The 22,756-nt window shown below is 74.3% G+C and carries 24 protein-coding genes; 20 read left to right on the plus strand and 4 right to left on the minus strand.

The annotated features are described in order from the left end of the window. Positions 1-63: 63 nt before the first annotated feature. The 9 genes from pdhA to MWU57_RS09135 are packed head-to-tail and all read left to right on the plus strand — an operon-like array spanning position 64 to position 10,931. Positions 64-1,344: a pyruvate dehydrogenase (acetyl-transferring) E1 component subunit alpha gene (gene pdhA / locus MWU57_RS09095; protein ID WP_246908855.1), complete on the plus strand. Its 1,281-nt coding sequence runs from the start codon at positions 64-66 to the stop codon at positions 1,342-1,344. Next, positions 1,341-2,381 (plus strand): alpha-ketoacid dehydrogenase subunit beta, encoded by a 1,041-nt coding sequence (locus MWU57_RS09100; protein WP_246908856.1) that lies wholly within the window; start codon positions 1,341-1,343, stop codon positions 2,379-2,381. The genes pdhA and MWU57_RS09100 overlap by 4 nt, the downstream gene beginning before the upstream one ends. Then, positions 2,378-3,862, plus strand: a complete 1,485-nt coding sequence (locus tag MWU57_RS09105) for a dihydrolipoamide acetyltransferase family protein (protein WP_246908857.1) — start codon at positions 2,378-2,380, stop codon at positions 3,860-3,862. The genes MWU57_RS09100 and MWU57_RS09105 overlap by 4 nt, the downstream gene beginning before the upstream one ends. Next, positions 3,859-5,526 (plus strand): carboxyl transferase domain-containing protein, encoded by a 1,668-nt coding sequence (locus tag MWU57_RS09110; RefSeq protein ID WP_246908858.1) that lies wholly within the window; start codon positions 3,859-3,861, stop codon positions 5,524-5,526. Before MWU57_RS09105 ends, MWU57_RS09110 begins: the two co-directional genes overlap by 4 nt. A gap of 5 nt (positions 5,527-5,531) precedes the next feature. After that, entirely contained in the window at positions 5,532-7,718 is a 2,187-nt protein-coding gene (locus MWU57_RS09115) for a biotin carboxylase N-terminal domain-containing protein (protein WP_374108539.1), read from the plus strand. Then, a complete protein-coding gene (locus MWU57_RS09120) occupies positions 7,715-8,908 on the plus strand; it encodes an acyl-CoA dehydrogenase family protein (RefSeq protein WP_106264893.1) in 1,194 nt (397 codons plus the stop codon). Before MWU57_RS09115 ends, MWU57_RS09120 begins: the two co-directional genes overlap by 4 nt. Beyond that, positions 8,905-9,387 (plus strand): MaoC family dehydratase, encoded by a 483-nt coding sequence (locus MWU57_RS09125; RefSeq protein ID WP_106264895.1) that lies wholly within the window; start codon positions 8,905-8,907, stop codon positions 9,385-9,387. Before MWU57_RS09120 ends, MWU57_RS09125 begins: the two co-directional genes overlap by 4 nt. Further along, positions 9,384-10,274 (plus strand): CoA ester lyase, encoded by an 891-nt coding sequence (locus MWU57_RS09130; RefSeq protein WP_246908859.1) that lies wholly within the window; start codon positions 9,384-9,386, stop codon positions 10,272-10,274. Before MWU57_RS09125 ends, MWU57_RS09130 begins: the two co-directional genes overlap by 4 nt. 51 nt (positions 10,275-10,325) lie before the next feature. Next, positions 10,326-10,931: a thymidine kinase gene (locus MWU57_RS09135; RefSeq protein WP_106264898.1), complete on the plus strand. Its 606-nt coding sequence runs from the start codon at positions 10,326-10,328 to the stop codon at positions 10,929-10,931. On the opposite strand, the gene MWU57_RS09140 is transcribed toward MWU57_RS09135, so the two are convergent. After that, positions 10,888-11,439, minus strand: coding sequence for a MarR family winged helix-turn-helix transcriptional regulator (locus MWU57_RS09140; protein ID WP_246908860.1), 552 nt, complete (start codon positions 11,437-11,439; stop codon positions 10,888-10,890). The two genes, MWU57_RS09135 and MWU57_RS09140, sit on opposite strands and share 44 nt — an antisense overlap. 116 nt (positions 11,440-11,555) lie before the next feature. Here MWU57_RS09140 and MWU57_RS09145 point away from each other — a divergent pair, with 116 nt between their 5' ends. From MWU57_RS09145 to MWU57_RS09165, 5 genes are all read left to right on the plus strand, one after another. Beyond that, positions 11,556-12,347, plus strand: a complete 792-nt coding sequence (locus tag MWU57_RS09145) for an SDR family NAD(P)-dependent oxidoreductase (protein WP_246908861.1) — start codon at positions 11,556-11,558, stop codon at positions 12,345-12,347. A gap of 76 nt (positions 12,348-12,423) precedes the next feature. Further along, positions 12,424-13,152, plus strand: a complete 729-nt coding sequence (locus MWU57_RS09150) for a ThuA domain-containing protein (RefSeq protein ID WP_246908862.1) — start codon at positions 12,424-12,426, stop codon at positions 13,150-13,152. 31 nt (positions 13,153-13,183) lie between these two features. Beyond that, positions 13,184-13,864, plus strand: coding sequence for a hypothetical protein (locus tag MWU57_RS09155; RefSeq protein WP_246908863.1), 681 nt, complete (start codon positions 13,184-13,186; stop codon positions 13,862-13,864). Between the two features lie 65 nt (positions 13,865-13,929). Next, on the plus strand, positions 13,930-14,652 hold the full coding sequence (locus MWU57_RS09160) for a YcnI family protein (RefSeq protein ID WP_246908865.1): 723 nt from the start codon (positions 13,930-13,932) through the stop codon (positions 14,650-14,652). A 57-nt stretch (positions 14,653-14,709) separates the two neighbouring features. Then, complete coding sequence (locus MWU57_RS09165; protein WP_308221164.1) at positions 14,710-15,240, plus strand: copper resistance protein CopC; 531 nt, start codon at positions 14,710-14,712, stop codon at positions 15,238-15,240. On the opposite strand, the gene MWU57_RS09170 is transcribed toward MWU57_RS09165, so the two are convergent. Next, positions 15,227-15,898 (minus strand): AIM24 family protein, encoded by a 672-nt coding sequence (locus MWU57_RS09170; RefSeq protein WP_106264912.1) that lies wholly within the window; start codon positions 15,896-15,898, stop codon positions 15,227-15,229. The genes MWU57_RS09165 and MWU57_RS09170 overlap by 14 nt on opposite strands. Positions 15,899-15,979: 81 nt before the next feature. Here MWU57_RS09170 and MWU57_RS09175 point away from each other — a divergent pair, with 81 nt between their 5' ends. After that, complete coding sequence (locus tag MWU57_RS09175) at positions 15,980-17,164, plus strand: MFS transporter (protein WP_246908868.1); 1,185 nt, start codon at positions 15,980-15,982, stop codon at positions 17,162-17,164. On the opposite strand, the gene MWU57_RS09180 is transcribed toward MWU57_RS09175, so the two are convergent. After that, entirely contained in the window at positions 17,051-17,995 is a 945-nt protein-coding gene (locus MWU57_RS09180) for a helix-turn-helix transcriptional regulator (RefSeq protein WP_246908869.1), read from the minus strand. The genes MWU57_RS09175 and MWU57_RS09180 overlap by 114 nt on opposite strands. 60 nt (positions 17,996-18,055) lie before the next feature. Next, a complete protein-coding gene (locus MWU57_RS09185) occupies positions 18,056-18,535 on the minus strand; it encodes a tRNA (cytidine(34)-2'-O)-methyltransferase (protein WP_246908870.1) in 480 nt (159 codons plus the stop codon). Positions 18,536-18,610: 75 nt separating this feature from the next. Here MWU57_RS09185 and MWU57_RS09190 point away from each other — a divergent pair, with 75 nt between their 5' ends. From MWU57_RS09190 to trpS, 5 genes are all read left to right on the plus strand, one after another. Further along, positions 18,611-19,723: an alcohol dehydrogenase family protein gene (locus tag MWU57_RS09190; RefSeq protein ID WP_243400805.1), complete on the plus strand. Its 1,113-nt coding sequence runs from the start codon at positions 18,611-18,613 to the stop codon at positions 19,721-19,723. Continuing rightward, a complete protein-coding gene (locus MWU57_RS09195) occupies positions 19,710-20,762 on the plus strand; it encodes a proline racemase family protein (RefSeq protein WP_246908871.1) in 1,053 nt (350 codons plus the stop codon). Before MWU57_RS09190 ends, MWU57_RS09195 begins: the two co-directional genes overlap by 14 nt. A gap of 40 nt (positions 20,763-20,802) precedes the next feature. Next, on the plus strand, positions 20,803-21,057 hold the full coding sequence (locus MWU57_RS09200; protein ID WP_106264920.1) for a type II toxin-antitoxin system Phd/YefM family antitoxin: 255 nt from the start codon (positions 20,803-20,805) through the stop codon (positions 21,055-21,057). Beyond that, positions 21,050-21,454 carry a type II toxin-antitoxin system VapC family toxin gene (locus MWU57_RS09205; protein ID WP_246908872.1) on the plus strand — a complete coding sequence of 135 codons (405 nt, stop codon included), beginning with the start codon at positions 21,050-21,052 and terminating at the stop codon, positions 21,452-21,454. The genes MWU57_RS09200 and MWU57_RS09205 overlap by 8 nt, the downstream gene beginning before the upstream one ends. Positions 21,455-21,633: 179 nt before the next feature. Beyond that, on the plus strand, positions 21,634-22,743 hold the full coding sequence (gene trpS, locus MWU57_RS09210; RefSeq protein WP_246908873.1) for a tryptophan--tRNA ligase: 1,110 nt from the start codon (positions 21,634-21,636) through the stop codon (positions 22,741-22,743). Positions 22,744-22,756: the final 13 nt, after the last annotated feature.

The raw sequence follows: 22,756 nt of genomic DNA on the forward strand, positions 1-22,756 counted from the left end.
GTTACGTTCGCCACATCGGCGCTCGACGAGGAGCGTCGTCTCCGATGCGAGGTGAGGCCACCCATGCCCAGCACCACGGATCCGAGGACGCGGCGCCTGTCACGAGCAGGCCACGACTCCTCGGTGGACAGCGCCCACGGCGGCGCGCGGGACCATGCGCCTGCGCCTGCCCACCCGGCCCCGGCGCCCGACGGCGCCCAGACGGGAGACGGGACCGTCCGGCTGATCGACGCCGACGGGGTCCGCCACCCCGACGCGGCGTACGACCGCTGGGTCGAGGACGTCGACCACGCGGCCCTGCGGGACCTGTACGAGGACATGGTCGTCGTGCGCCGCATCGACACCGAGGCCACCGCGCTGCAGCGCCAGGGTCAGCTCGCGCTGTGGCCCCCGCTGCTCGGCCAGGAGGCCGCCCAGATCGGGTCGGCCCGGGCGCTGGAGTCCGACGACTTCGTGTTCTCCAGCTACCGCGAGCACGGTGTGGCCCACGTGCGCGGCATCGCCGGCGCGGACCTGCTGCGCGTGTGGCGCGGTGTCACCGGGGCCGGGTGGGACCCGCACGAGGCCCGGATGGCGCCCATGCAGGTGATCATCGGTGCCCAGGCCCTCCACGCCGTCGGCTACGCGGTGGGCATCCTCGCCGACCAGGAGACCGACGAGCGGGGCGAGGCCCCGGGCTCCGGAGCCACCGCCGGGGCGGCGCCCACCGAGGCCGTCATCTCGTACTTCGGTGACGGTGCCACGAGCCAGGGCGACGTGGCCGAGGCGTTCACGTTCGCCTCGACCTGGACGGCACCCGTGGTCTTCTTCTGCCAGAACAACCAGTGGGCGATCTCCGAGCCCGTGTCCCTGCAGTCCAAGGTGCCCCTGGTCGAGCGCGCCCGCGGCTACGGCATGCCGGGCGTCCGGGTGGACGGCAACGACGTCCTCGCCGTGCTCGCCGTCACCCGCGAGGCCCTGCACCGCGCGCGGACGGGCGGCGGCCCCACGTTCATCGAGGCCGTCACCTACCGCCGCGGTCCGCACACCACCGCCGACGACCCGACCCGCTACCGCACGTCCGCCGAGATCGAGCACTGGGAGGCCCGCGACCCCGTCAGTCGCGTCGCCGCCCACCTGCGCTCCGAGGGCGCGCTGGACGACGACGGCGAGGCGCGCGTCCAGGCGGCCGCCGACGCCGTCGCCGCCGAGCTGCGCGCCGGGGTCACCACCATCGCGGACCCCTCGTGGCAGGACGTCTTCGCCGACGTCTACGCCGAGCCGCACGCCGAGCTCGAGGCCGAGCGCGACGCCTACGCCCGCTACCTCGACGGCTTCGCGACGACCGAGGGGGGCGGACGATGACGACGCAGACCATGACCCTGGCGCAGGGCCTCAACGCGGGACTGCGTCAGGCGCTCGCCGACGACGACCACGTGGTGCTGCTCGGCGAGGACATCGGCGCCCTCGGCGGGGTCTTCCGGGTGACCGACGGGCTGCAGCGCGAGTTCGGGCCGCGCCGGGTGGTGGACACGCCGCTGGCCGAGTCGGGCATCCTCGGCACCGCCATCGGCATGTCGTACCGCGGGTACCGCCCCGTGGTGGAGATCCAGTTCGACGGGTTCGTCTACGTGGCGTTCGACCAGATCGTCAGCCAGGTCGCCAAGATGCACGCCCGCACCCGCGGCAAGGTCCCCATGCCGATCACCATCCGCATCCCCGTGGCCGGCGGCATCGGCGCGGCGGAGCACCACAGCGAGTCGCCCGAGACGTACTTCGTGCACACCGCCGGCCTGCGTGTGGTGTCGGTGTCGAACCCGCAGGACGCCAGCACCGTCCTGCGCCAGGCCATCGCCTGCGACGACCCCGTCATCTTCTTCGAGCCCAAGCGGCTCTACCACGTCAAGGGTGAGGTGGACGCCGCCGTCGACCTCGCCGACGCCCCGCCGATGAGCGCGGCCCACGTGGTCCGCCCGGGCCGCGACGTCACGGTGGTGAGCTGGGGCTCGCACGTCGCCACCGCGATCGACGCCGCCGAGGCGATGGCCGACGACGGCGCGTCCGTCGAGGTGATCGACCTGCGGTCGCTCTCGCCCTGGGACGCCGACGCCGTCGCGGAATCCGTGCGCCGCACCGGGCGCCTCGTCGTGGTGCACGAGGGCCCGCGGCAGGTCGGGGTCGGCGCCGAGATCTGCGCGACCGTCACCGAGCGGTGCTTCGAGCACCTCGAAGCGCCGCCCGTGCGCGTCACCGGTCATGACGTCCCCTACCCGCCCGCCAAGCTCGAGGGCCACCACGTGCCGGACCTGGACCGGGTGTGCTTCGGCATCGACCAGGTGCTGGGCCGTGTGCCGCTCGACGTCCCGACGGTCACCCGGACCGCCCAGGAGGTGGCCGCATGAGCACCCAGGAGTTCCTGCTCCCGGACCTCGGCGAAGGGCTGACCGAGTCCGAGGTGGTCGAGTGGCGCGTGGGACCCGGCGACACGGTGACCCTGAACCAGGTAATCGCCGAGGTCGAGACCGCCAAGGCGCTCGTGGAGATCCCCTCGCCGTACGCGGGGGTCGTCGCCCGGCTGCACGCCGAGGAGGGGCAGATCGTCGAGGTCGGCGAGCCGCTCGTCACGTTCGAGCTCGAGGTGACCGAGGGCGCGAACGGCACGCCGGCCGCCCACGACGGGCCGGCGCCCGCCACGGAGGAGCCCGCCGCGGAGGAGCCCGCTGCGGCATCACCCGAGGAGTCCGCCTCCGCGTCGTCGGCGTCCGCGGACTCGTCGGCGTCGTCCGCCTCGGCGGCATCGCCCGAGGAGCCCCCCGCCGAGGAGTCCCGGCCCAACCTGGTCGGCTACGGCGCCCGGGCAGCCCGGCGGGGCCGCCCGACCCGCCGCCCGCGCAAGCCGGTCGCCGTGCCCGGTGTGCCGCCGTCGGACGGCGTGGCTCCCCGCGCCACGGCCACCCGCCGCGCGACCCCGGGGGTACGGGCGATGGCTCGGCGACTCGGCGTCGACCTCACGCAGGTCACCGGGTCCGGCCCGGACGGGCGCATCGTGCGCGACGACGTGGAGGCGGCCACCCACCCGGAGGCCGGCAGCCCCGCCGCCCGACCGCAGCCCGTCGAGACCCGCGAACCGGTGCGCGGCGTGCGCAAGCACACCGCCGCCGCGATGGTCGCCAGCGCGGCGATCCCGCAGGCCACGGTCCACCTGACCTGCGACGTCACCGCGCTGACCGACCTGCTGGCCCGGCTGCGGGAGCACCCGCGCGCGGCCGGCACCCGGCTGACCGTGCTCGCCCTGGTGGCGCGCGCGGTCTGCGTGCTGCTGCCCGAGCACCCGGCGCTCGTCACGCGCTGGGAGGAGTCCGACGACGGCCCGCAGCTCGTGCGCCCGGCGCACGTCCACCTGGGGATCGCGGTCGCCACGGACCGTGGCCTCGTGGTGCCGCACGTGCCGCACGCCGACGAGCTGTCCCTGGTCCGGCTGGCGCGGGCGCTCGGCGAGCTCGCGGCCACGGCCCGGGCCGGGCGCACCCGGCCGGAGCGGCTCACCGGCGGCACCCTGACCCTCACCAACGTGGGGGTGTTCGGGGTCGACGCTGGCAGTCCGCTGCTCAACCCCGGCGAGTCGGCGATCCTCGGCATCGGGCGCCTCGCGCGCCGGCCGTGGGAGCACGCGGGCGAGATCGCCCTGCGGCAGACGTTGACGCTCAGCCTCACGTTCGACCACCGGGTGGTCGACGGCGAGCAGGGCGCCCGGTTCCTCGCCGACCTCGGGGCGCTGCTCGCCGACCCCGCGCTCGCGCTGCTGCTCGGCGGTTCCGACGGCGACGACGGCGGCGACGGCGACGGCGGCGCGCCGGCGGCCGGCGCGGGGCGGGACGCATGAGCGTCCTCACCTCCGCCGTCGACCCCGCGGCCGAAGCCGCCCGGGCGAACGCCGACGCGCAGCGTGCCCTCGCTGAGACCCTGCGCGACCGCACCGCCGCGGCGGCCCGTGGTGGGTCGGACGCCGCCCGCGAGCGCCACGTGGGACGCGGCAAGCTGCTCCCGCGCGACCGGGTCGACCGGCTCCTGGACGAGGGCAGCCCGTTCCTGGAGATCTCGCCGCTGGCGGCGTACGGGGTCGACGCCGGCCCGGGCGCAGCGGGGGAGTGGCCCGGCGCGGGCGTCGTGGCCGGCATCGGGCTGGTGAGCGGGCGCCAGGTGATGGTGGTGTGCAACGACCCGACGGTCAAGGGCGGCACGTACCACCCGCTGACCGTCAAGAAGCACCTGCGCGCGCAGGAGATCGCGCTGGAGAACCGGCTGCCCTGCGTCTACCTGGTCGACTCGGGCGGGGCGTTCCTGCCCCGGCAGGACGAGGTGTTCCCCGACCGCGACCACTTCGGGCGGATCTTCTACCACCAGGCGCGGCTCTCCGCGGAGGGGATCCCGCAGATCTCGGCGGTGCTGGGCTCGTGCACCGCCGGCGGGGCGTACGTCCCGGCGATGAGCGACGAGACGGTCATCGTGCGGAACCAGGGCACGATCTTCCTCGGGGGCCCGCCGCTGGTGAAGGCCGCCATCGGCGAGGTCGTCACGGCCGAGGAGCTGGGCGGGGGAGAGCTGCACGCGCGGCGCTCCGGCGTCGTGGACCACCTGGCCGACGACGACGAGCACGCGCTGGACGTCGTGCGTGACATCGTCGCGACCCTCCCGCCGGACCCGGAGCCCGCGTGGGCCGTGGTCGAGTCCGAGCCTCCCGCCGTCGGGCCGGACGCCCCCGCCGGGTCCGCACCCGGCGTCGGCGGTGCCGGGTTCGACGCCGTGGTGCCCGCCGACGTCCAGCAGCCGTACGACCCGCGCGAGGTGATCGCGCGGCTCGTGGACGGCAGCCGGCTGACGGAGTTCAAGGCCGAGTACGGGACCACGCTGGTGTGCGGGTTCGCGCACCTGCACGGGCACCCCGTCGGCATCCTGGCGAACCACGGGGTGCTGCTGCGCGAGTCGGCGCTCAAGGGGGCGCACTTCATCGAGCTGTGCGACCAGCGCGGCATCCCGCTGCTGTTCCTGCAGAACATCTCCGGCTTCATGGTCGGCACCGACGCCGAGGCCGGCGGCATCGCCAAGGACGGCGCCAAGATGGTCACGGCCGTCGCCACCGCCCGGGTGCCGAAGCTCACCGTCATCGTGGGCGGGTCGTTCGGCGCCGGGAACTATGCGATGTGCGGGCGCGCCTACTCCCCACGCTTCCTGTGGACCTGGCCGGGCGCGCGCGTCTCGGTCATGGGCGGCGAGCAGGCTTCGGCCGTGCTGGCCACCGTCAAGCGCGACCAGGCGGACGCCCGGGGCCAGGAGTGGGACGCCGCGGACGAGTCGACGTTCCGCCGCGCGATCCGCGACTCCTACGAGGCGGCCGGCAACCCGTACCACGCGACCGCCCGGCTGTGGGACGACGGCATCATCGAGCCGGCCGAGACGCGCCGCGTGCTCGGCATGGCGCTGGCGGTGTGCGCCCGCACCCCGCTCCCGGCGACCCAGGGCCCGCGCTTCGGGCTCTTCCGGATGTGAGGGCTGTGCCGACCGAGATGTTCACCACCGTGCTGGTCGCCAACCGCGGCGAGATCGCCTGCCGGGTGATCGGCACCCTGCGCCGCCTCGGCATCCGCTCCGTCGCGATCCATGCAGGTCCGGCCGAGGGCGCCGACGCCGGCTCCCGCCACGTGCGCGAGGCCGACGTCGCGGTCTCGCTCGGCGGTGAGGCCGGTGCCCGCGCGTACCTGGACGTCGAGGCCGTCGTGGCGGCCGCCGTCGCGACCGGGGCCGAGGCGATCCACCCCGGCTACGGCTTCCTGTCGGAGAACCCGGAGCTCGCCCACGCGTGCGAGCGTGCCGGCATCGTCTTCGTCGGCCCGCCAGCCGGCGCCATCGAGGCCATGGCCGACAAGGTCGCGGGCAAGCGCATCGTCGCCGGCCGCGGCGTGCCCGTGCTGCCCGGCACGCTCGACGACGGGCTCGACGACGACGCCCTCGTGGCCGCCGCGGACGACGTCGGCTTCCCCCTGCTGGTCAAGCCCGTCGCCGGCGGCGGCGGCAAGGGCATGGTCGTCGTCAGGTCCGCCGACGAGCTGCCCGCGGCGCTGGCGTCCGCACGGCGGGTGGCGACGTCCGCGTTCGGCGACGACGGGCTCCTGCTCGAACGGCTCGTGGAACGCCCGCGGCACGTCGAGGTCCAGGTGCTGGCGGACACCCGGGGGGCCGTGGTGCACCTCGGCGAGCGCGAGTGCACCCTGCAGCGCCGACACCAGAAGATCATCGAGGAGGCGCCGTCGCCCGTGGTCGACGCCGCGACGCGCGACCGGCTCGGCGCGGCCGCCTGCGAGGTCGCCCGTTCGGTCGGGTACGTCGGCGTGGGGACCGTCGAGTTCCTCGTGCCCGCGGACGCCCCGGACGACTTCGCGTTCATCGAGATGAACACCCGCCTGCAGGTGGAGCACCCGGTCACCGAGATGGTCACCGGCCTGGACCTGGTCGAGGCCCAGCTGAGGGTCGCCGCGGGGGAGCCGCTGTGGTTCACCCAGGACGACGTGCGGATCACGGGTCACGCGATCGAGGCCCGGGTGTACGCCGAGTCCCCGGCGCGCGGGTTCCTGCCGTCGGTGGGCCGCGTGGACGTGTTCGACGACGCGGGGGTGGGTGCCGGCCCGGAGGCGTTCCCGCTCCGGCTCGACGCCGGTGTCGCGAGCGGCGACGAGGTGTCCGGGGACTACGACCCGATGCTCGCCAAGGCCGTCGCCCACGGGGCGGACCGGGACCAGGCCCTCGCCCGGCTGGACGGGCTGCTCGCCCGGACGGCGGTGCTCGGCGTGGAGACCAACGTCGGGTTTCTGCGTGACCTGCTCGCCGACCCGGACGTCCGCGCGGGCAAGCTCGACACCGGCCTGGTGGACCGTTTCACCACCGACCTGTCAGAAGGTGGCGCGGGTGGGCAGCCACCAGGTCCTGACAGCTCATGGGTGGTGGCGGCGCTGCTGGACCTGGGCGGGCCCACCACCCGGTCGTCCGGCACGGCCGACCCGTGGGTCGCCGACGGGTGGCGTCTCAACGCACCCCGGGCGTCCCGCCCGGTCGCACTGCGCGACCCCGCCGGGGACGTCCATGACCTCGCCGTGACCGGCCACCGCGGCGACGCCGTCGTGGTGCGCGACGGCGGTACACCGGTCCGCGCCGGGCTGCGGCCCGCCGGAGGTCCGGCACACCGGTGGCTGCTCACCGAGCTGTCAGGACGTGGCGCGGGTATGCCTCGACCAGACTCTGACAACTGGCGCGCTCCAGAGTTGTCAGAACGTGGCGCGGGTATGCCTCGACCAGACTCTGACAGCTCGCGGGTGGAGACTGTGGCCGCGGTCCGCGTCGGCGACACCGTCTGGGTGGCCCGCGCCGGCCGGACCACGCGCTTCACCGTCCTGGGCCGCGCCGCCCGGGCCGCGCTGCGCCGGAGCGAGCGGGCCACGACCGGCGACCCGGACGCACCTGCCGCCGGTCCCACCGAGATCCGGGCCCAGATGCCCGGCACGGTCACCGCCACCCACGCCGCAGGTCCCGTCGAGGCCGGCGCCGCCGTCGTCGTCGTCGAGGCCATGAAGATGGAGCACCCTCTCACCGCACCCGCCGCAGGGACCCTGCGTCTCGTGGTGCACCCGGGCGACCAGGTCCGCCTCGACCAGGTGGTCGCCGTCGTCGAACCCGAAGGAGCGTCATGATCGCCGATACCGCCGCCACCGTCCTGACCGACGGGCAGCGCAAGCTCAGCCAGACGGTGCGGGAGTTCGCCGACGAGGTCGTCGCGCCCGCCGCCTACCAGTACGACACGGAGCGTCGGCTGCCGATGGAGATCATCGCGCAGATGGGCGAGCTCGGGCTGTTCGGGCTGCCGTTCCCGCGCGAGGTGGGCGGGCAGGACCAGGACTACGTCTCCCTGTGCCTCGCCGTCGAGGCGCTCGCCCGCGTCGACCAGTCCATCGCCGTGACCCTCGAGGCCGGCGTGGGGCTCGGCATCATGCCGATCTACCGGCACGGCACGCCCGAGCAGAAGGAACGCTGGCTGCCGGACCTGGTGGCCGGCCGGGCGCTCGCGGCGTTCGGTCTCACGGAGGCCGGTGCCGGGTCCGACGCCGGGGCGACGCAGACCCGGGCCCGGCTCGAGCGGGGTGCCGCGGGCGACGAGTGGGTCATCGACGGGACCAAGCAGTTCATCACCAACTCCGGGACCCCGATCACCAGCGTCATCACCATCACCGCGGTCACGGGAGAACGGGTCGGCAGCGACGGTGCCGTGCGCCCCGAGCTGTCCTCGATCCTGGTACCCGCCGGCACGCCCGGCCTGACGGTCGGGGAGCCGTACGACAAGGTCGGCTGGCACACGTCCGACACCCACCCGCTGACGCTCGACGGCGTCCGCGTGCCGGCGTCGAACCTGCTCGGCGAGCGGGGCCGCGGGTACGCGAACTTCCTGCGCGTGCTCGACGAGGGGCGGATCGCGTTCGCCGCGCTGGCCACCGGCGCCGCCCAGGGCTGCCTCGAGGAGGCGCTGCGGTACGCCCACGAGCGCACGGTGTTCGGCCACCCGATCGGCAGCAACCAGCACGTCGCCTTCACGCTCGCGCGGATGCAGGCCCGGGTGCACGCGGCGCGGCTCTGCTGGCTCGACGCGGCGCTGAAGCTCACCCACGGCAAGCCGTTCAAGGCCGAGGCGTCCGTCGCGAAGCTCACCGCCGGCGAGGCCGCGATGGCGAACGCCCGTGACGCCTCGCAGATCTTCGGCGGCTACGGGTTCCTCAACGCCAACCCGGTGGCCCGGCACTACCGCGACTCGAAGATCCTCGAGGTGGGGGAGGGCACCACGGAGGTGCAGCTCATGATCATCGCCCGCGACCTGGGGCTCGCCTCATGAGGGACGAGATCCAGCGGGGCCTCTACTACGACGAGCTCGACGAGGGCGTGCGGTACGTGCACCGTCCGGGCCGTACGCTCACCGAGGCCGACAACACGCTGTTCACCTCGGTGACGATGAACCCGCAGGGGCTGCACCTGGACGCGGCGTGGGCGGCGACGCAGCCGTTCGGCAAGCCGCTGGTGAACTCGATGCTCACGCTCGCCACGCTCGTCGGCCTGAGCGTCGCCCATCTGACCCGCGGCACGATCGTGGCGAACCTGGGCTTCGCGGAGGTCCGCTTCCCCGCGCCGGTGTTCCACGGCGACACCCTCTACGGGGCGACGACGGTGCGCGACCGCCGGCTCTCGGAGTCCCGCCCCGGCACGGGGATCGTCACGCTCGAGCACGTCGGGACCAACCAGGACGACGTCGAGGTCGCCCGGGCGGTGCGCACGGTCATGATGTGGACCCGCCGCGGGCACGAGGAGGAGCGGTGAGCCCGGAACCGTTCGTCCTCGGCCCCGCGCTGCTGTTCTGCCCGGCCGACCGCCCCGACCGGTTCGACAAGGCGGCGCAGCGGGCCGACGCCGTGATCCTCGACCTGGAGGACGGCGTCGACCCGGCCGCCCGTCCGGCCGCCCGCCGGGCGCTGCAGGAGCACCCGCTCGACCCGGCGCGGACGGTGGTGCGCGTCAACGCCGTCGGGACGCCCGACCACGAGGCCGACCTGGCGGCGCTCGCGGGCACCGCGTACACCACGGTCATGCTGCCGAAGGCGGACGGCCGGTTCGTGGGGCCGCTGCTGCGGGCCGACGGCGCCCCCTACGCCGTGGTCGCCCTGTGCGAGACGGCGGCCGGCGTGCTCGCCGCGCCGGCGCTCGCGATGCGTCCCGACGTGGTGGCCCTCGCGTGGGGCGCCGAGGACCTCGTCGCCTCCCTCGGGGGGACGTCCAGCCGCCGTCCCGACGGCACCTACCGCGACGTGGCACGGCACGCCCGGTCCACCGTCCTGCTGGCGGCCGGCGCGGTCGGCAAGGCGGCGGTCGACGCCGTGCACGTCGACCTCGACGACCTCGACGGGGTGCGCGCCGAGGCCGTCGACGCCGCGGCCTGCGGGTTCACCGCCACGATGTGCGTGCACCCGCGCCACGCGGCCGTGGTCCGCGAGGCCTACACCCCGCCGGCCGAGGAGGTCGAGCGTGCCCGCCGGCTGCTCGACGGCGCCGGGCTGCCGCCGTCGGGCGGAGCGGTATCGGGCGGGGCGGCGCGCGTCGAGGGGCAGATGGTCGACGAGCCGCTGCTGCGGCACGCGCGCACGGTGCTCGACCGGGCGGCGCGCAACGACGCTGCCGTGGCGGCCGACGGCGTCCCCACCGAGCGTTAGGGTGCTGTGCGGCGGGCGCCCGGCCCGCCGCGGACGGCAGGGAGGTGCCCGGTGGAGCTGTCGCTGGTGCTGGGCCCGATGAAGTCCGGCAAGTCGCTCGACCTCATCGCGCAGGTCGCTCCGCTGGCGTACTCCCGGCTGAGCTGCGCCGTCGTGCAGTCGGCCCGGCACGTGCGCGACGCACGGATCGTCTCGCGCACGGGCGCCTCGCTCCCGACGATCAAGCTCGAGACGCTCGAGCCGCTGCTGCACACCACCGAGGACGTCGTCGCGATCGACGAGGTGCACATGTTCACCCCGGCGGACGTCCGCGTCGTCGAGGAGCTGGTGCTGCGCGGCACCCGGGTGCTCGCCTGCGGCATCGACCTGGACCACCGCGGCGAGCTGTTCGCGACGATCCGGGCCCTGCTGGAGCTCGGCCCCACGGACGTGCGCTACCGCCGCGCCGTGTGCGACCGCTGCCAGGACCTGCACGCGGCGTTCACCCAGGTGCTCAGCGGCGGCGTGCCGTTCCTCGAGCCGCTCGGGGCGTCGGAGCCGCTGCCCGACGACGGCACGTTCACCTACGAGGCGCTGTGCCGCCGGTGCTTCGTGCTCCCCGAGACGGCGATCGTCACGGGCTCGCCGGGGGTGCCGCGGGCGTCGGCGCACCCGTAGCGGGACCAGGGGGTCCGGGGGAGGCGGGCGGCACCCAGCCCCCGTCGCTCCGGATGGCGCGCGCGATGCGCCGGCTGGCCTCGCGCAGGTGCCGGGTCTGCGGCACCGTCAGACGGTCGAGCACCAGCCGCCGGACCGTGCGCACGTGTCCCGGGGTCGCCTCCTCGACCGTGTCCCGTCCCTGGTCGGTGAGGGTCGCCAGCGTGAACCGTCCGTCGGTGGGGTCGGGTGCGCGCCGCATCCATCCCTTGGCCTCGAGGCGCGTGACGGCGCGCGACAGCCGGGACAGCGAGCTGTTCGCGTAGCTCGACAGGACGCTCATCCGCAGGGTGCGGTCGGGTGCCTGCGCGAGCGCGTACAGCACCCCGTACTCGAAGTGCGTCAGCTGCGCGTCGCGCTGGAGCTGGGCGTCGAGGGCCGCCGGCAACCACTCCATCACCGTGGCCAGCGCGGCCCAGGTCTCGAGCTCGTCGCCGGTCAGCGGTGTGGTCGGGTCCGGTTCGGTCATGCGTCCAGCGTAGCGGCCGGCAGGCTCCAGTGACTTGCTCAGGAAACTCAAAGCGTCTAGTTTTCACTTGACTGATCAAGTGACTGCCTCGATGGTGGTCGCAGAGGGGGGACGTCGTGGACCTGGAGCTGGTCGGCAAGAGAGCCTTCGTCAGCGGTTCGACGCAGGGCATCGGCTTCGCGATCGCCGAGGCGCTGCTGCAGGAGGGCGCGGCGGTGGTCGTCAACGGCCGGGACGAGCACCGGGTGCGGACGGCGGTCGACCGGCTGACGGAGTCCGTCCCGGAGGCGGACGTCACCGGCATCGCCGCCGACTTCGCCGATCCCGAGCAGGTGCGGGCGCTGCTGACCCGCCTGGGAGCGGTGGACGTCCTGGTGAACAACGTCGGGGTGTTCGACGTCAAGGACTTCCTCGAGATCGCCGACGAGGAGTGGCAGCACTACTTCGACGTCAACGTCATGAGCGCCGTCCGGCTCTCCCGCCACGCGCTCGGGCACATGCTCGGGAACGGGTGGGGGCGCATCATCTTCGTGGCCAGCGAGTCGGGCGTGGACGTCCCCGCCGACATGACCCACTACGGCCTGACCAAGGCAGGCCTCCTCGCGCTGGGCAACGGCCTGGCCAAGACCACGCGGGGCAGCCGCGTCACCGTGAACACCATCGTCGGCGGGCCGACGTACTCCGACGGCGTCGCCCGCGCGGTCGAGCAGCTCGCCCGGGACCAGGGCATGCCCGCCGACGATCTCAAGGAGGCGATCGTGGCCGGCAACCGGACGTCGCTCCTCCAGCGCTTCATCGAACCGGCCGAGATCGCCAGCCTGGCGGTCTACCTGGCCAGCCCCCGTTCCGCCGCCACGAACGGTGCCGCCCTGCGCGCGGACGGCGGAACCCTGACGACGCTGCTCTGAGGCGGCCGGCAGGGCCTGCCGGATCGCCCGTGGACGCACCCGGGCCGGCATCCCGGGTCCGTGGCACGATCATGCCGTGACGACGACGCATCCCGACGAGTCCGGCAACCCGTACCGTGTCCTGGTGCTCGCGGGCCGCGGCCGCTACGAGGACCCGTGGCACGACCACGCCGCGACCAGCCACCGCCTCGCGCTCGTGCTCGCCGAGCTGGAGCTCGGCGGCCGGGGGACCGACGTCGTCGTCCGCTCCGTATTCCCCGACGCCCTGGCCGACCTCGCCGACGTCGACCTGGTCGTCGTCAACGCCGGCACGTCCTGGCCCGGCTTCCTCGAGGCCGGCATCGGGCCCGACGACGACGCGTGGGCGCCGTTCCACGTCGATCTCGAGGCGTGGGCGCGTGACGGCGGGCGGGTCCTGGCCGTGCACCAGTCGGCGAACACCTTCGGCGACGCGCCGGGCTGGGAGGAGCTCCTGGGCGGTCGGTGGGTGCCCGGGACGTCGTACCACCCGCCGTTCGGCCCGGCCACGGTGACGCTGGCGACCGGTGGGCACCCCATCGTGGCCGGGTCCGACGCGACCGTGGAGCTGCTCGACGAGCGGTACTGCGCACTCCGGGTCGCGCCGTCGACCGAGGTGCTCGGCTGGGTGCCGGACGAGGACGGCACCCCGCAGCCCGTGGTCTGGGCGACCGAGGCCCACGGCGGACGCACCGTGTACTGCGGGCTGGGCCACGACGCGCGCGCCTACGACTCGGCGGGCTACGTGCGGCTGCTGCTGCGGGCCGCCACCTGGCTGCTGGCGTAGGCCGCCCCTCGTCCGGGCCTAGGCTGGTGCCATGCGTTCCGCACCGGCCCTCGACGTGCTGCCGGTGCGCGCGCTCCTGGTCGGGAGCACCTCGCTCGCCATGGCCACCGCCGCGCACTCCGCGGCCGGAGGGGGTACGCCCCGCAGCGCCCTGGCCGTCGCGGTGCTCGTGGGATCGGTCCTGCCCGCCGCCGTGGCGCTGGGCCGCGGCGCGCTGACGCTGCCCCGGCTGCTGCCGGTCCTGGGCCTCCTCCAGGTGCTGCTGCACGCCGAGCTGTCCGTGCTGGCCTCGCACGTGCCGCACGCGCCGCACCTTGCGTCCCCCGGCCCGTCGGGCCACGCCGCGCACGGCGCGGCACCGGTGGCGGTCGGTGCGGACGCGGTCGGCGTGACGGCGGCCGGTGCCGGGCACAACGCGGGCGGAGTGCTGATGGTCGCCGCGCACGTCGTGGCGGTCGTGCTGGTCGCCGCCGTGCTCGCGTCCGGCGACCGCGCCGCCCGCTGGGTCGTGACCTGGATGTCGACGATGGCGCTGCTCGTGCGCACCGCCACGCTGCCCGTCGCCCGGCGGCGGCCTGCCGCCGTCGTCGTCGACCGGCTCGTGGGGGCCCGCGCCCTGCGGCGGCTGCTCACAGGAGGCCTGCGGTTCCGCGGCCCGCCGGGAGCGGCCCGTCCCGGTGCCCCGGCGAACCTCGCCCTCGGCGCCGCCTGACCCGCTCCTCGGCACGGGGTGCGGGTCCTTGCCGCCGTACCCTCGATCCACAGGAGCAACCTGCCATGCACACCCTTCTTCGCCGCGCCCTGACCTCCGGGGGCGTGGTCCTGCTCGGCCTCACCGTCGCCGTCGGCGGGGCCGGCGCGGCCTCCGCGCACGTGACCGTCGACCCGAGCGAGGCCGAGGCCGGCGGCTACGCGCTGCTGACCTTCCGCGTGCCGAACGAGTCCGACACCGCCTCGACCACCGAGCTCGAGGTGGACCTGCCCACCGACACCCCCTTCGCCCACGTCTCCGTCGAGCCCGTCCCCGGCTGGACGGCCACGGTGACCACGGCGGAGCTCGACGAGCCGGTCAGCGTCCACGGCGCGGAGATCACCGAGGCCGTCGACACCGTCACCTGGACCGCCGACGACGCCGACGCCGCGATCGCGCCGGGCGAGTTCCGCCGGTTCACCGTCTCGGCCGGTCCCGTCCCGGAGGTCGAGAGCATCGTCCTGCCCGCTCACCAGACGTACTCGGACGGCGAGGTCGTCTCCTGGGAGGAGGTCGCCGAGGGCGACGCCGAGCCCTCGCTCCCGGCGCCCGTCCTCGCCGTGACGAGCGCGCAGGAGTCCGCACAGGTGTCCGCACAGACGTCCGCACAGACGTCCGCCGAGGGATCGGGCGGTGGCGACGCGACGGGCCTGTGGCTGGGAGCCGCCGGCCTGGGGCTCGGTCTCGTGGGCGCCGTGACGGGTGCCGTCGCGCTCTCCCGCACCCGCACCGCCGGCACCTCGCGATGAGCCGCCGCGGACTGGCACGGTCCGCGGCCCTCACCGGCGTCGGCCCACAACTACGTGGTGGGCACGGACCCGGAGGAGGGTGCGACGGTGACCGCCGACCTGGACGAGGTCTCGGTGACCTTCAACGACGTGCTGCTCGACATGGGCGGGCAGTCGACCGTCGTGGACGTCACCGGGCCCGACGGCGGGCACTACGCCACCGCCTGCCCGCAGATCTCGGGTGCGGAGGTGTCCGCGCCGGTCGAGCTCGGCGGGCCCGGCGAGTACACCGTGGACTGGCGGGTCGTCTCGGCGGACGGGCACCCCGTCTCGGGCGAGCTCACGTTCGAGTACGCCCCGCCGTCGGGCACGGACCAGGCGCCGGGGGCCGTCGACCCGGCCTGCGGCGCGACGGGCGACGGCCAGGACGGGGCAGGTGCGCCCGCCGGGACGGCAGGTCCCGGCGAGGCCGAGGCGGCGCCGTCGGCCGGGGTGGTCGTCGCGGTCGCGCTCGGTGCCGCGCTGCTGGGTGGCGTCGTCGTGCTCGTCGTCGTCCGGGCGGGTCGCCGCAGCCGTGACGACGAGGACCCGGGAGTCAGCTCTCCTTGAGCGGCGGGTGACCCTCGGAGGCCTGCACGACGACGAACCCCTGGCCGCTCAGCGCCAGCTGGTAGGCCTCGCCGGAGCCGCGCCCGATGACGGCGCCCAGCTTGGCCGTCTTGCGGACGGAGCTGGCCAGCGAGGTCGACCAGAGGACGGCGGACTGCATGTCCACGAACGTGGGCTCGTCGACGTTCAGCACGACCGGGGTGCCGTAGGCGGTCACCGCGAGCGCCCCGGTGCCGGTGAACGTGGTGTTGAAGAGCCCGCCGGTGAGCATCGACGCGCCCTCGACCCGGTTGATGTCCCAGGACAGCGTGCTCTCGAAGGCCAGGATGTTGTTCCCGCTGACGGTGACGCTCTCGTTCTCCAGGTACAGGACGAACACCTCGTCGGCGTCCTGGGCGAGGAACACGTCCCCGCGCCCGGAGACCTTCATGAGGGACATGCCCTCGCCGGTGAAGGCCTTCTTGAACAGCTTGGTCATGGACCCGCTGCCCTCGTAGGAGAAGTCGACGTCGCCCTGGTAGGCCACCATCGAACCCTGCTTGGCGTAGAAGAACCCGCCGGAGCCCGTCAGGTCGACCTTGAGCATGTCCTTGTTGGCGAGCTGGAAGCTCCCGGGCTCGCCCTCGGGTTCGGTGTGCTGGAACAGGTGTGAGCGCATGGCCCCATCTTGCGGCATCGCGGTCAACACCTCGCGGCGATCGATCAACTTCGCCCGCGCGTGCCGGCACAGCATGGTCGGGTGACCACCTCGACAGGTACCCCGACCTCGACACCGAGCCCGAGCCCGAGCGCGCGAGCGACCTGGACGCCCGTGCTCGCGCTCACCGCCGGCATCACGATGCTGGTCTCCAGCGAGTTCCTGCCCGCCGGCGTGCTGCCCGGGCTGGCCGCCGACCTGGGCGTCACCGAGGGCACGGCGGGCCTGGCGGTGGCGGCCACCGCCGTCGCGGGGTTCCTCACCGCCCCGACCATCGCCGTCGTCCTGCCGCGGGCCGACCGCCGCACGGTGCTGGTCGCCCTGCTGGTGATCGGTGCCGTGGCCAACCTGATCGTCGCGGTCGCCCCGGCGTTCGCCGTGCTGCTCGTCGGGCGGTTGCTGCTGGGCGTGGCCGTCGCCGGCTACTGGGCGTTCGCGTTCGCCGCGGGCATCCGCGCGGTGCCGGGCCGTGCGGCCACCGTCTCGACCACGCTGGCCCTGGGCGTCAGCATCGCGACCATCGCCGGGGTGCCGCTGGGTTCGCTGCTCGGCGACCTGTTCGGGTGGCGGCTCGTGTTCGGTGTCGCCGCGGCGCTCACCGCCGCCAGCGCCGCCGCCGTCTGGTTCGCGATGCCGAGCGTCCCCGCGCAGCCGGGCGCCGGCCTGACGATGCTGCGCCAGGCGCTGACGAACCGGCGGCTCCTGCTCGGCATCGCCTCCCTCCTGGTCGTGGTGCTGGGCAACTTCGCGGCGTACCCCTTCATCCGTCTCGCGATCGAGCGGGTGGACGCCTCGGTCGTCCCCCTGCTGCTGCTCCTGTGGGGGGTGGGCGGGCTGGCCGGCAATCTCGTGGCCGGGTCGTTGTCCCGCCGGCTCCGGCTCGCGACGACGCTCGGGCCGGCGCTGTTCGGGCTGGCCCTGGCGACGCTGGCCGGGGCCGGGGCCGGGTCCCTGTGGGTGGTCGTGCCGGCCGTGATCCTGTGGGGATTCGGGATGAACATGGTCCCCGTGGCCACCCAGCTCTGGGTCACGACGGCGGAGCCGCGGCGCACCGAGTCGGCGCTCGCGCTGCAGGTGACCGCGTTCCAGGCGGCGATCACGCTCGGTGCGGTGCTAGGCGGCCGGCTGCTCGACGGCGCCGGTCTGACGCCGGTGCTCCTGACGGGCGCGGTCCTCGCCATCGCCGGGTCCGCCGGGTTCGCCTGCCTCCGCGGACGACCGGCCTGATCCGGCGCGCCAGCCGCGCGGGGTCGTACCGTGCACGGCGGTGAAGGCGCGGCTGAACGCGGCGACGGACCCGTAGCCGACGGCGAACGCGACGTGGGTGACCGAGTGGTCGGCGTCGGCGAGGAGCTCGCGTGCCCGGCGCATGCGGGCATCGCGGACGAGCTGCAGGGGCGTGGTGGCCAGCGCCTCGCGGAACCGTTCCCCGAGGGTGGACCGGCTGAGGTGCGCCAGGCCTGCGAGCTCCTGGAGGGTCCACGGGTGGGCCGGGTCGCGCGCGACGGCGGCCACGACCCGGTGCAGCTCGGGTGGCAGGTCGGTGGCGACGTCGCCCGGCTCGTCGAGGGAGTCGAGCCACTGCTGGCGCATCGCCGCCGCGAGCAGGTCGCCGTAGCTCGCGGCGAACTGGGAACCGGCGTGGCACTCCGCGACCAGGGGGCACAGCTCGACGAGGGCCGCCACCCCGCGGCTCGCGGTGGCGAAGCCCCGGGCGACGAACCGTTCCGGCACGGGCGGTTCGCCGCCCGCCTGCCGCACGGCCGCGAGCGCGACCCGCGCCGGCCGCGTGGCTCTCGTGCGGTAGGCGTGCGCCCGGCCGAGGAAGGCCGCGTCGTGGGTGGCGAGCACCTCGGTGGACTGCCACGACTCGACGGCGAGCTCGCCGTCGAGCACCAGGAGCCACGCGGACGGGCCCGGCAGGTGCACGGCGGCACCGGCAGCCACCGTCTCGATGCGGGACCCGGTGAGCTCCCAGCGGGCGGTCGTGGCGGGTTGCACAGCGGCACGGAACGCCTCGGCCCGTGCGGCGGGCGGTGCGGGCTCCAGGGCGACCATGCCGGGGTCAGCGCCGCCCGGGGCGGGTCTATTCCGGGGGTCGGGGCCGGGCGGCCCTGCTCAGGCGCCGGCGAACCCGGTCTGGCGCCACGCCTCGTAGACCGCGATCGAGGCGGCGTTGGTCAGGTTGAGCGAGCGCCGCCCGGCCAGCATCGGGATCCGCAGCTGGTCGGTGACCCGCGGGTGGGTCAGCACGTCGTCCGGCAGCCCGGTGGGCTCTGGTCCGAAGAGCAGCACGTCGCCCGGGGCGTACGTGACCGACGTGTACGGCGTCGTCGCCTGCGTGGTGAACGCGAAGATGCGCGCGTCCGGGAGCGTGTCGAGGACGGCGTCGAGGCTCGGGTGCACGTCCATGACCGCCAGGTCGTGGTAGTCGAGGCCGGCGCGCTTGAGCTTCGTCTCGGACAGGTCGAAGCCGAGCGGTTCGACGAGGTGCAGGCGCGCGCCGGTCACCGCGGCCAGCCGGATGGCGGACCCGGTGTTGCCGGGGATGCGCGGCTCGAAGTACACGATGTGGGCGAACGGGGACGGCTGGTGCACGCCGACGATTCTCCCATCCCGGCCCACCCCGGATCTCGCAGAGCGCGTCCTGGCCGCCGCCCCTAGTGTCGAAAGATGGAACCGATACCTGACCTGATGAAGGCTGTGCAGCTCGTCGGTCACGGCGGGCTCGACCAGCTGGTCTACCGTGACGACGTCCCGACGCCCACGCCGTCGGCGGGCGAGGTCCTGATCGACGTCCACGCCTGCGGCATGAACAACACGGACGTCTGGGTCCGTGAAGGCGCCTACGGCTCCGAGACCGACGCCGCGGAGGTGTCGACCTGGCGGCGCGGCCGGTCCACGCTCGAGTTCCCCCGCATCCAGGGCACCGACACCGTCGGGGTGGTCGTCGCCGTCGGCGACGGGGTCCCGGCCGAGCGGGTCGGTGAGCGCGTGATGGTGGACTTCTCGATCTACAACCGGCCCGAGGGCGACGACTCGTTGGCCGACATCGACTACATCGGCCACGGCCGCGACGGCGGGTACGCCGAGTACGTGGCCGTCCCGGCCGAGAACGCCTACGAGATCACGGCCGACATCTCCGACGCCGAGCTGGCGACCTTCTGCTGCGCGTACCTGACGGCCGAGCAGATGCTGGACCGTTCCCGGCTGGCCGAGGGCGAACGGGTCCTCGTGACGGGGGCGTCCGGCGGGGTGGGGTCGGCGATCGTCCAGCTCGCCCGGGTCCGGGGAGCGGTCCCGTACGCGGTGACCAGCGCCGGCAAGGAGGAAGCCCTCCGGAAGATCGGCGCCGAGGACGTGATCCTGCGCGACGCCGACGACCTGGTCGCCGAGACCGAGCGCGTCGTCGACGGGCCGGTCGACGTCGTGGCCGACCTCGTCGCCGGTCCGATGTTCAACGACCTGCTGCGCATCCTGCGCCCCGAGGGCCGCTACAGCACCGCCGGCGCGATCGGCGGGCCGGTGGTGCAGCTCGACCTGCGCACCATGTACCTCAAGCAGCTCGAGCTGCACGGGTCGTCCCAGGGCACGCGGACGGCGTTCCGCCGGTTGGTGCGCTACATCTCCGACGGCGACATCAAGCCGCTGCTGGACCGCACGTTCCGGCTGTCCGACTTCCACGACGCGCAGCGCACCTTCCTGAGCAAGACCTACATCGGCAAGCTGGTCGTGGTCCCCGACCGGCACTGGGACACCGTGGGAGCACCGCATGCCGCACCGTGAGCGCACGCTGCACCTCATCGACACCCAGTCCGGAGGGGACGTCAGCCGGATCGTCGTCGCCGGCGTCGAGCTCATCCCGGGGACGACCGTGCTGGAGAAGGCGCGCTACCTGGAACGCGAGGGAGACGGCCTGCGGCGGCTGCTGCTCTCGGAGCCGTACGGTGACCCGGCGATGTCCGTGGACCTGATCGTCGAGCCCAGCCACCCGGAGGCGCAGGCCGGCTACATCATCATGGAGGCGATGGGCTACCCGCTGTACTCGGGTTCCAACACCATCTGTACCGCCACGGCCCTGCTGTCCAGCGGGGCGATACCCATGCGGGAGGACGACGGGCTGCAGAGCGTGGTGCTGGAGTCGCCCGCCGGGCTCGCGCGCATCACGGCACGGATCACGGACGGCCGCGTCGCCTCGATCACCACCCAGGGCGAGCCCGCCTACGTCGCCGAGGAAGGGCTGAGCGTCGACGTGCCCCACTACGGCGAGGTGCGGTTCGACCTCGTCTGGAGCGGTGCGTACTACGCGATGATCGACGCCGCCGCCCACGGGTTCACCATCAACGCCGAGGAGCAGATCGCGCTGACGGCCTTCGGTGACGCGTTCGTCCGGGCGGCCCGGCCGGGGCTGCTGCAGGAGCACCCCGAGCTGGGCGACGTCGGCCCCCTGCCGTTCGCGCACTTCATGGGACCGGTGCGGGGGGCCGGACCCGGCCACCTGGAGTCGCCGTCCGCGACCTACGTCCACCCCGGTGTGATCTGCCGCAGCCCGACCGGTACCGGCACGTCGGCCCGGCTGGCCCTGATGGCCCAGCGCGGCGAGATCGCCGAGGGCGACGCGCTGGAGACGATCTCCCCGCGCGGCAGCCGGTTCGTGGGCACCGTCCTGGGAGAGGCGACGGTCGGTGCCTACCGTGCGCTGCACTCGACCATCACCGGCTCGGCCCGGCTGCTGGCGCACTCGCAGATCACGGTCGACCTGGACGACCCGCTCGTCGACGCCTCCGACCTGGAACACGTGCTGGCGGTGCAGGCCGGCGCCTGAGGCCTCGTCAGGTGTAGCACGGCGTGCTACGTTCGTTGCCATGAGCCAGCAGATCAGCCAGCGCGAACTGCGCAACGACAGCGGTCGGATCATGCGCGCGCTCGACGAGGGCAAGTCGTTCGTCGTGGCCAGTCATGGTCGCGCTGTGGGTGAGCTGCGGCCGCTGCGCAGGCAGCGGTTCATCCCGGCACAGGCGGCGGTCGAGATGTTCCGCCACGCGCCCGCACTCGACCGTGAAGCGGTGCTCGCTGACCTCGACGCTCACGTCGACCAGGGAATCGAGCCGCGTGCCTGACGGCGTGGAGCGAGGGCTGCTGGACACGTCCGTCGTCCTCGACCTCGAGACGATTCCCGTACACACGCTGCCCGGCGAGCTGGCGATCTGCGCCGTCACGCTCGCCGAGCTGGCTGCGGCCCCGGCGGCGACGACGGACCCGGCCGAACGGGCGCGACGGCAGGATCGCCTCCAACGCGCCGAGGCAGCCTTCGAGCCGATCCCCTTCGAGCTGGAGGCCGCGCGCGCCTACGGGCAGATCTACGCGGCCGTCGTCGCACGGGTTCGCACGCCCCGACGCCGGCTCGCCGACCTCTTCATCGCCTCCGTGGCAGTTGCCGAAGGGCTGCCGGTCATCACTCGCAACCCCGACGACTTCGCCGGACTCGACGACCTCGTCCAGGTCGTCACGGTCTGAACCGGTCCGCTACCCTGGCCGCATGACGAGGCGTACCGACTGGTGGTGGCTGCACCTGCAGCCGTGACCTGACGCGCCCCGAGCCCACGAGTCCCGAGCTGCCCGCCGCAGCCCGGGACTCGTCGCGTTCGTGCCGACGTCGGGCCTCGGTGGGCGGCACCCACCGAAGGAGCCGACAGATGACCAGCACGACCGCACCTGTGCCCGAGGCCGACGGCGAGACCGCCTCCGTCCGTGCCGCGCGCACCCGCAGCGCCGAGATCGAGCAGCGCATCGCCCGCGACCCGAGCATGTTCCGCGTCCTCACCGGGGACCGCCCGACGGGCGCCCTGCACCTGGGCCACTACCTCGGCACCCTCGCCAACCGGGTGCGCCTGCAGGACGCCGGCGTCGACGTGATCGTCGTCGTCGCCGACTACCAGGTCATCACCGACCGCGACGAGACGGGCGACCTGCCCGCCAACGTCCGCGAGGTGGTGCTCGACTACCTCGCGGCGGGCATCGACCCGCGCCGCACCACCGTGTTCGCGCACTCCGCGGTGGCGGCCCTGCACCAGCTCATGCTGCCGTTCCTGTCGCTGGTGACGGTCGCCGAGCTGGAGCGCAACCCCACCGTGAAGGCCGAGTCCGTCGACGCCGCCACCCGGCAGGGCCGGAGCATGTCGGGCCTCCTGCTCACGTACCCGGTCCACCAGGCCGCCGACATCCTCGCGGTGCACGGCAACCTCGTGCCCGTGGGTACCGACCAGCTGCCCCACCTGGAGACGTCCCGCACGGTCGCCCGGCGCTTCAACCAGCGCTACACCGCCGCGCAGCCGTACTTCGCCGAGCCGGAGGCGCTGCTCGCCGACATGCCGACGGTCCTCGGGAACGACGGCGCGAAGATGTCGACGTCGCGCGGCAACGCGCTCGAGCTGCGGGCGGACGAGGACGAGACGGCCGTGTACCTGCGGCGAGCGCGGACCGACTCCCACCGGCACATCACGTTCGAGCCGGGGTCCCGCCCCGAGGTGGCCAGCCTGCTGCGCCTCGGCGCCCACTTCGCGGGGACGACGCCGGAGGCCCTCGCGGACACGATCGGCGCGGACGGCGCCGGGCGGCTCAAGGAGGTCGTCACCGAGGTGGTGGTCGAAGGGCTCCGCCCGATCCGTGCCCGACGGCGGGACCTCGCCGCGGACGGTCGCGCCGTCGTCGGCGAGGTCCTCGCCCGGGGAGCCGCGCGGGCGACCGTGCTCGGCGAGGGCACGCTGGCCGACGTCCGCGAGCTCATGGGCACGGTGTACTCGTGACCGCCTCCGGCAC

The organism is Isoptericola sp. S6320L (genome assembly GCF_023015685.1).
GTDB classification, from domain to species: Bacteria; Actinomycetota; Actinomycetes; order Actinomycetales; family Cellulomonadaceae; genus Isoptericola; species Isoptericola halotolerans_A.

Excerpts from the sequence above, each read along its gene's own strand:
- trpS (WP_246908873.1), top strand. The coding sequence starts at position 21,634 with ATGACCAGCACGACCGCACCTGTGCCCGAGGCCGACGGCGAGACCGCC.
- MWU57_RS09160 (WP_246908865.1), top strand. The coding sequence starts at position 13,930 with ATGCACACCCTTCTTCGCCGCGCCCTGACCTCCGGGGGCGTGGTCCTG.
- MWU57_RS09155 (WP_246908863.1), top strand. The coding sequence starts at position 13,184 with ATGCGTTCCGCACCGGCCCTCGACGTGCTGCCGGTGCGCGCGCTCCTG.
- MWU57_RS09190 (WP_243400805.1), top strand. The coding sequence starts at position 18,611 with ATGGAACCGATACCTGACCTGATGAAGGCTGTGCAGCTCGTCGGTCAC.
- MWU57_RS09105 (WP_246908857.1), top strand. The coding sequence starts at position 2,378 with ATGAGCACCCAGGAGTTCCTGCTCCCGGACCTCGGCGAAGGGCTGACC.
- pdhA (WP_246908855.1), top strand. The coding sequence starts at position 64 with ATGCCCAGCACCACGGATCCGAGGACGCGGCGCCTGTCACGAGCAGGC.
- MWU57_RS09140 (WP_246908860.1), bottom strand. The coding sequence starts at position 11,439 with ATGACCGAACCGGACCCGACCACACCGCTGACCGGCGACGAGCTCGAG.
- MWU57_RS09180 (WP_246908869.1), bottom strand. The coding sequence starts at position 17,995 with ATGGTCGCCCTGGAGCCCGCACCGCCCGCCGCACGGGCCGAGGCGTTC.
- MWU57_RS09170 (WP_106264912.1), bottom strand. The coding sequence starts at position 15,898 with ATGCGCTCACACCTGTTCCAGCACACCGAACCCGAGGGCGAGCCCGGG.
- MWU57_RS09200 (WP_106264920.1), top strand. The coding sequence starts at position 20,803 with ATGAGCCAGCAGATCAGCCAGCGCGAACTGCGCAACGACAGCGGTCGG.
- MWU57_RS09110 (WP_246908858.1), top strand. The coding sequence starts at position 3,859 with ATGAGCGTCCTCACCTCCGCCGTCGACCCCGCGGCCGAAGCCGCCCGG.
- MWU57_RS09120 (WP_106264893.1), top strand. The coding sequence starts at position 7,715 with ATGATCGCCGATACCGCCGCCACCGTCCTGACCGACGGGCAGCGCAAG.
- MWU57_RS09195 (WP_246908871.1), top strand. The coding sequence starts at position 19,710 with ATGCCGCACCGTGAGCGCACGCTGCACCTCATCGACACCCAGTCCGGA.
- MWU57_RS09100 (WP_246908856.1), top strand. The coding sequence starts at position 1,341 with ATGACGACGCAGACCATGACCCTGGCGCAGGGCCTCAACGCGGGACTG.
- MWU57_RS09125 (WP_106264895.1), top strand. The coding sequence starts at position 8,905 with ATGAGGGACGAGATCCAGCGGGGCCTCTACTACGACGAGCTCGACGAG.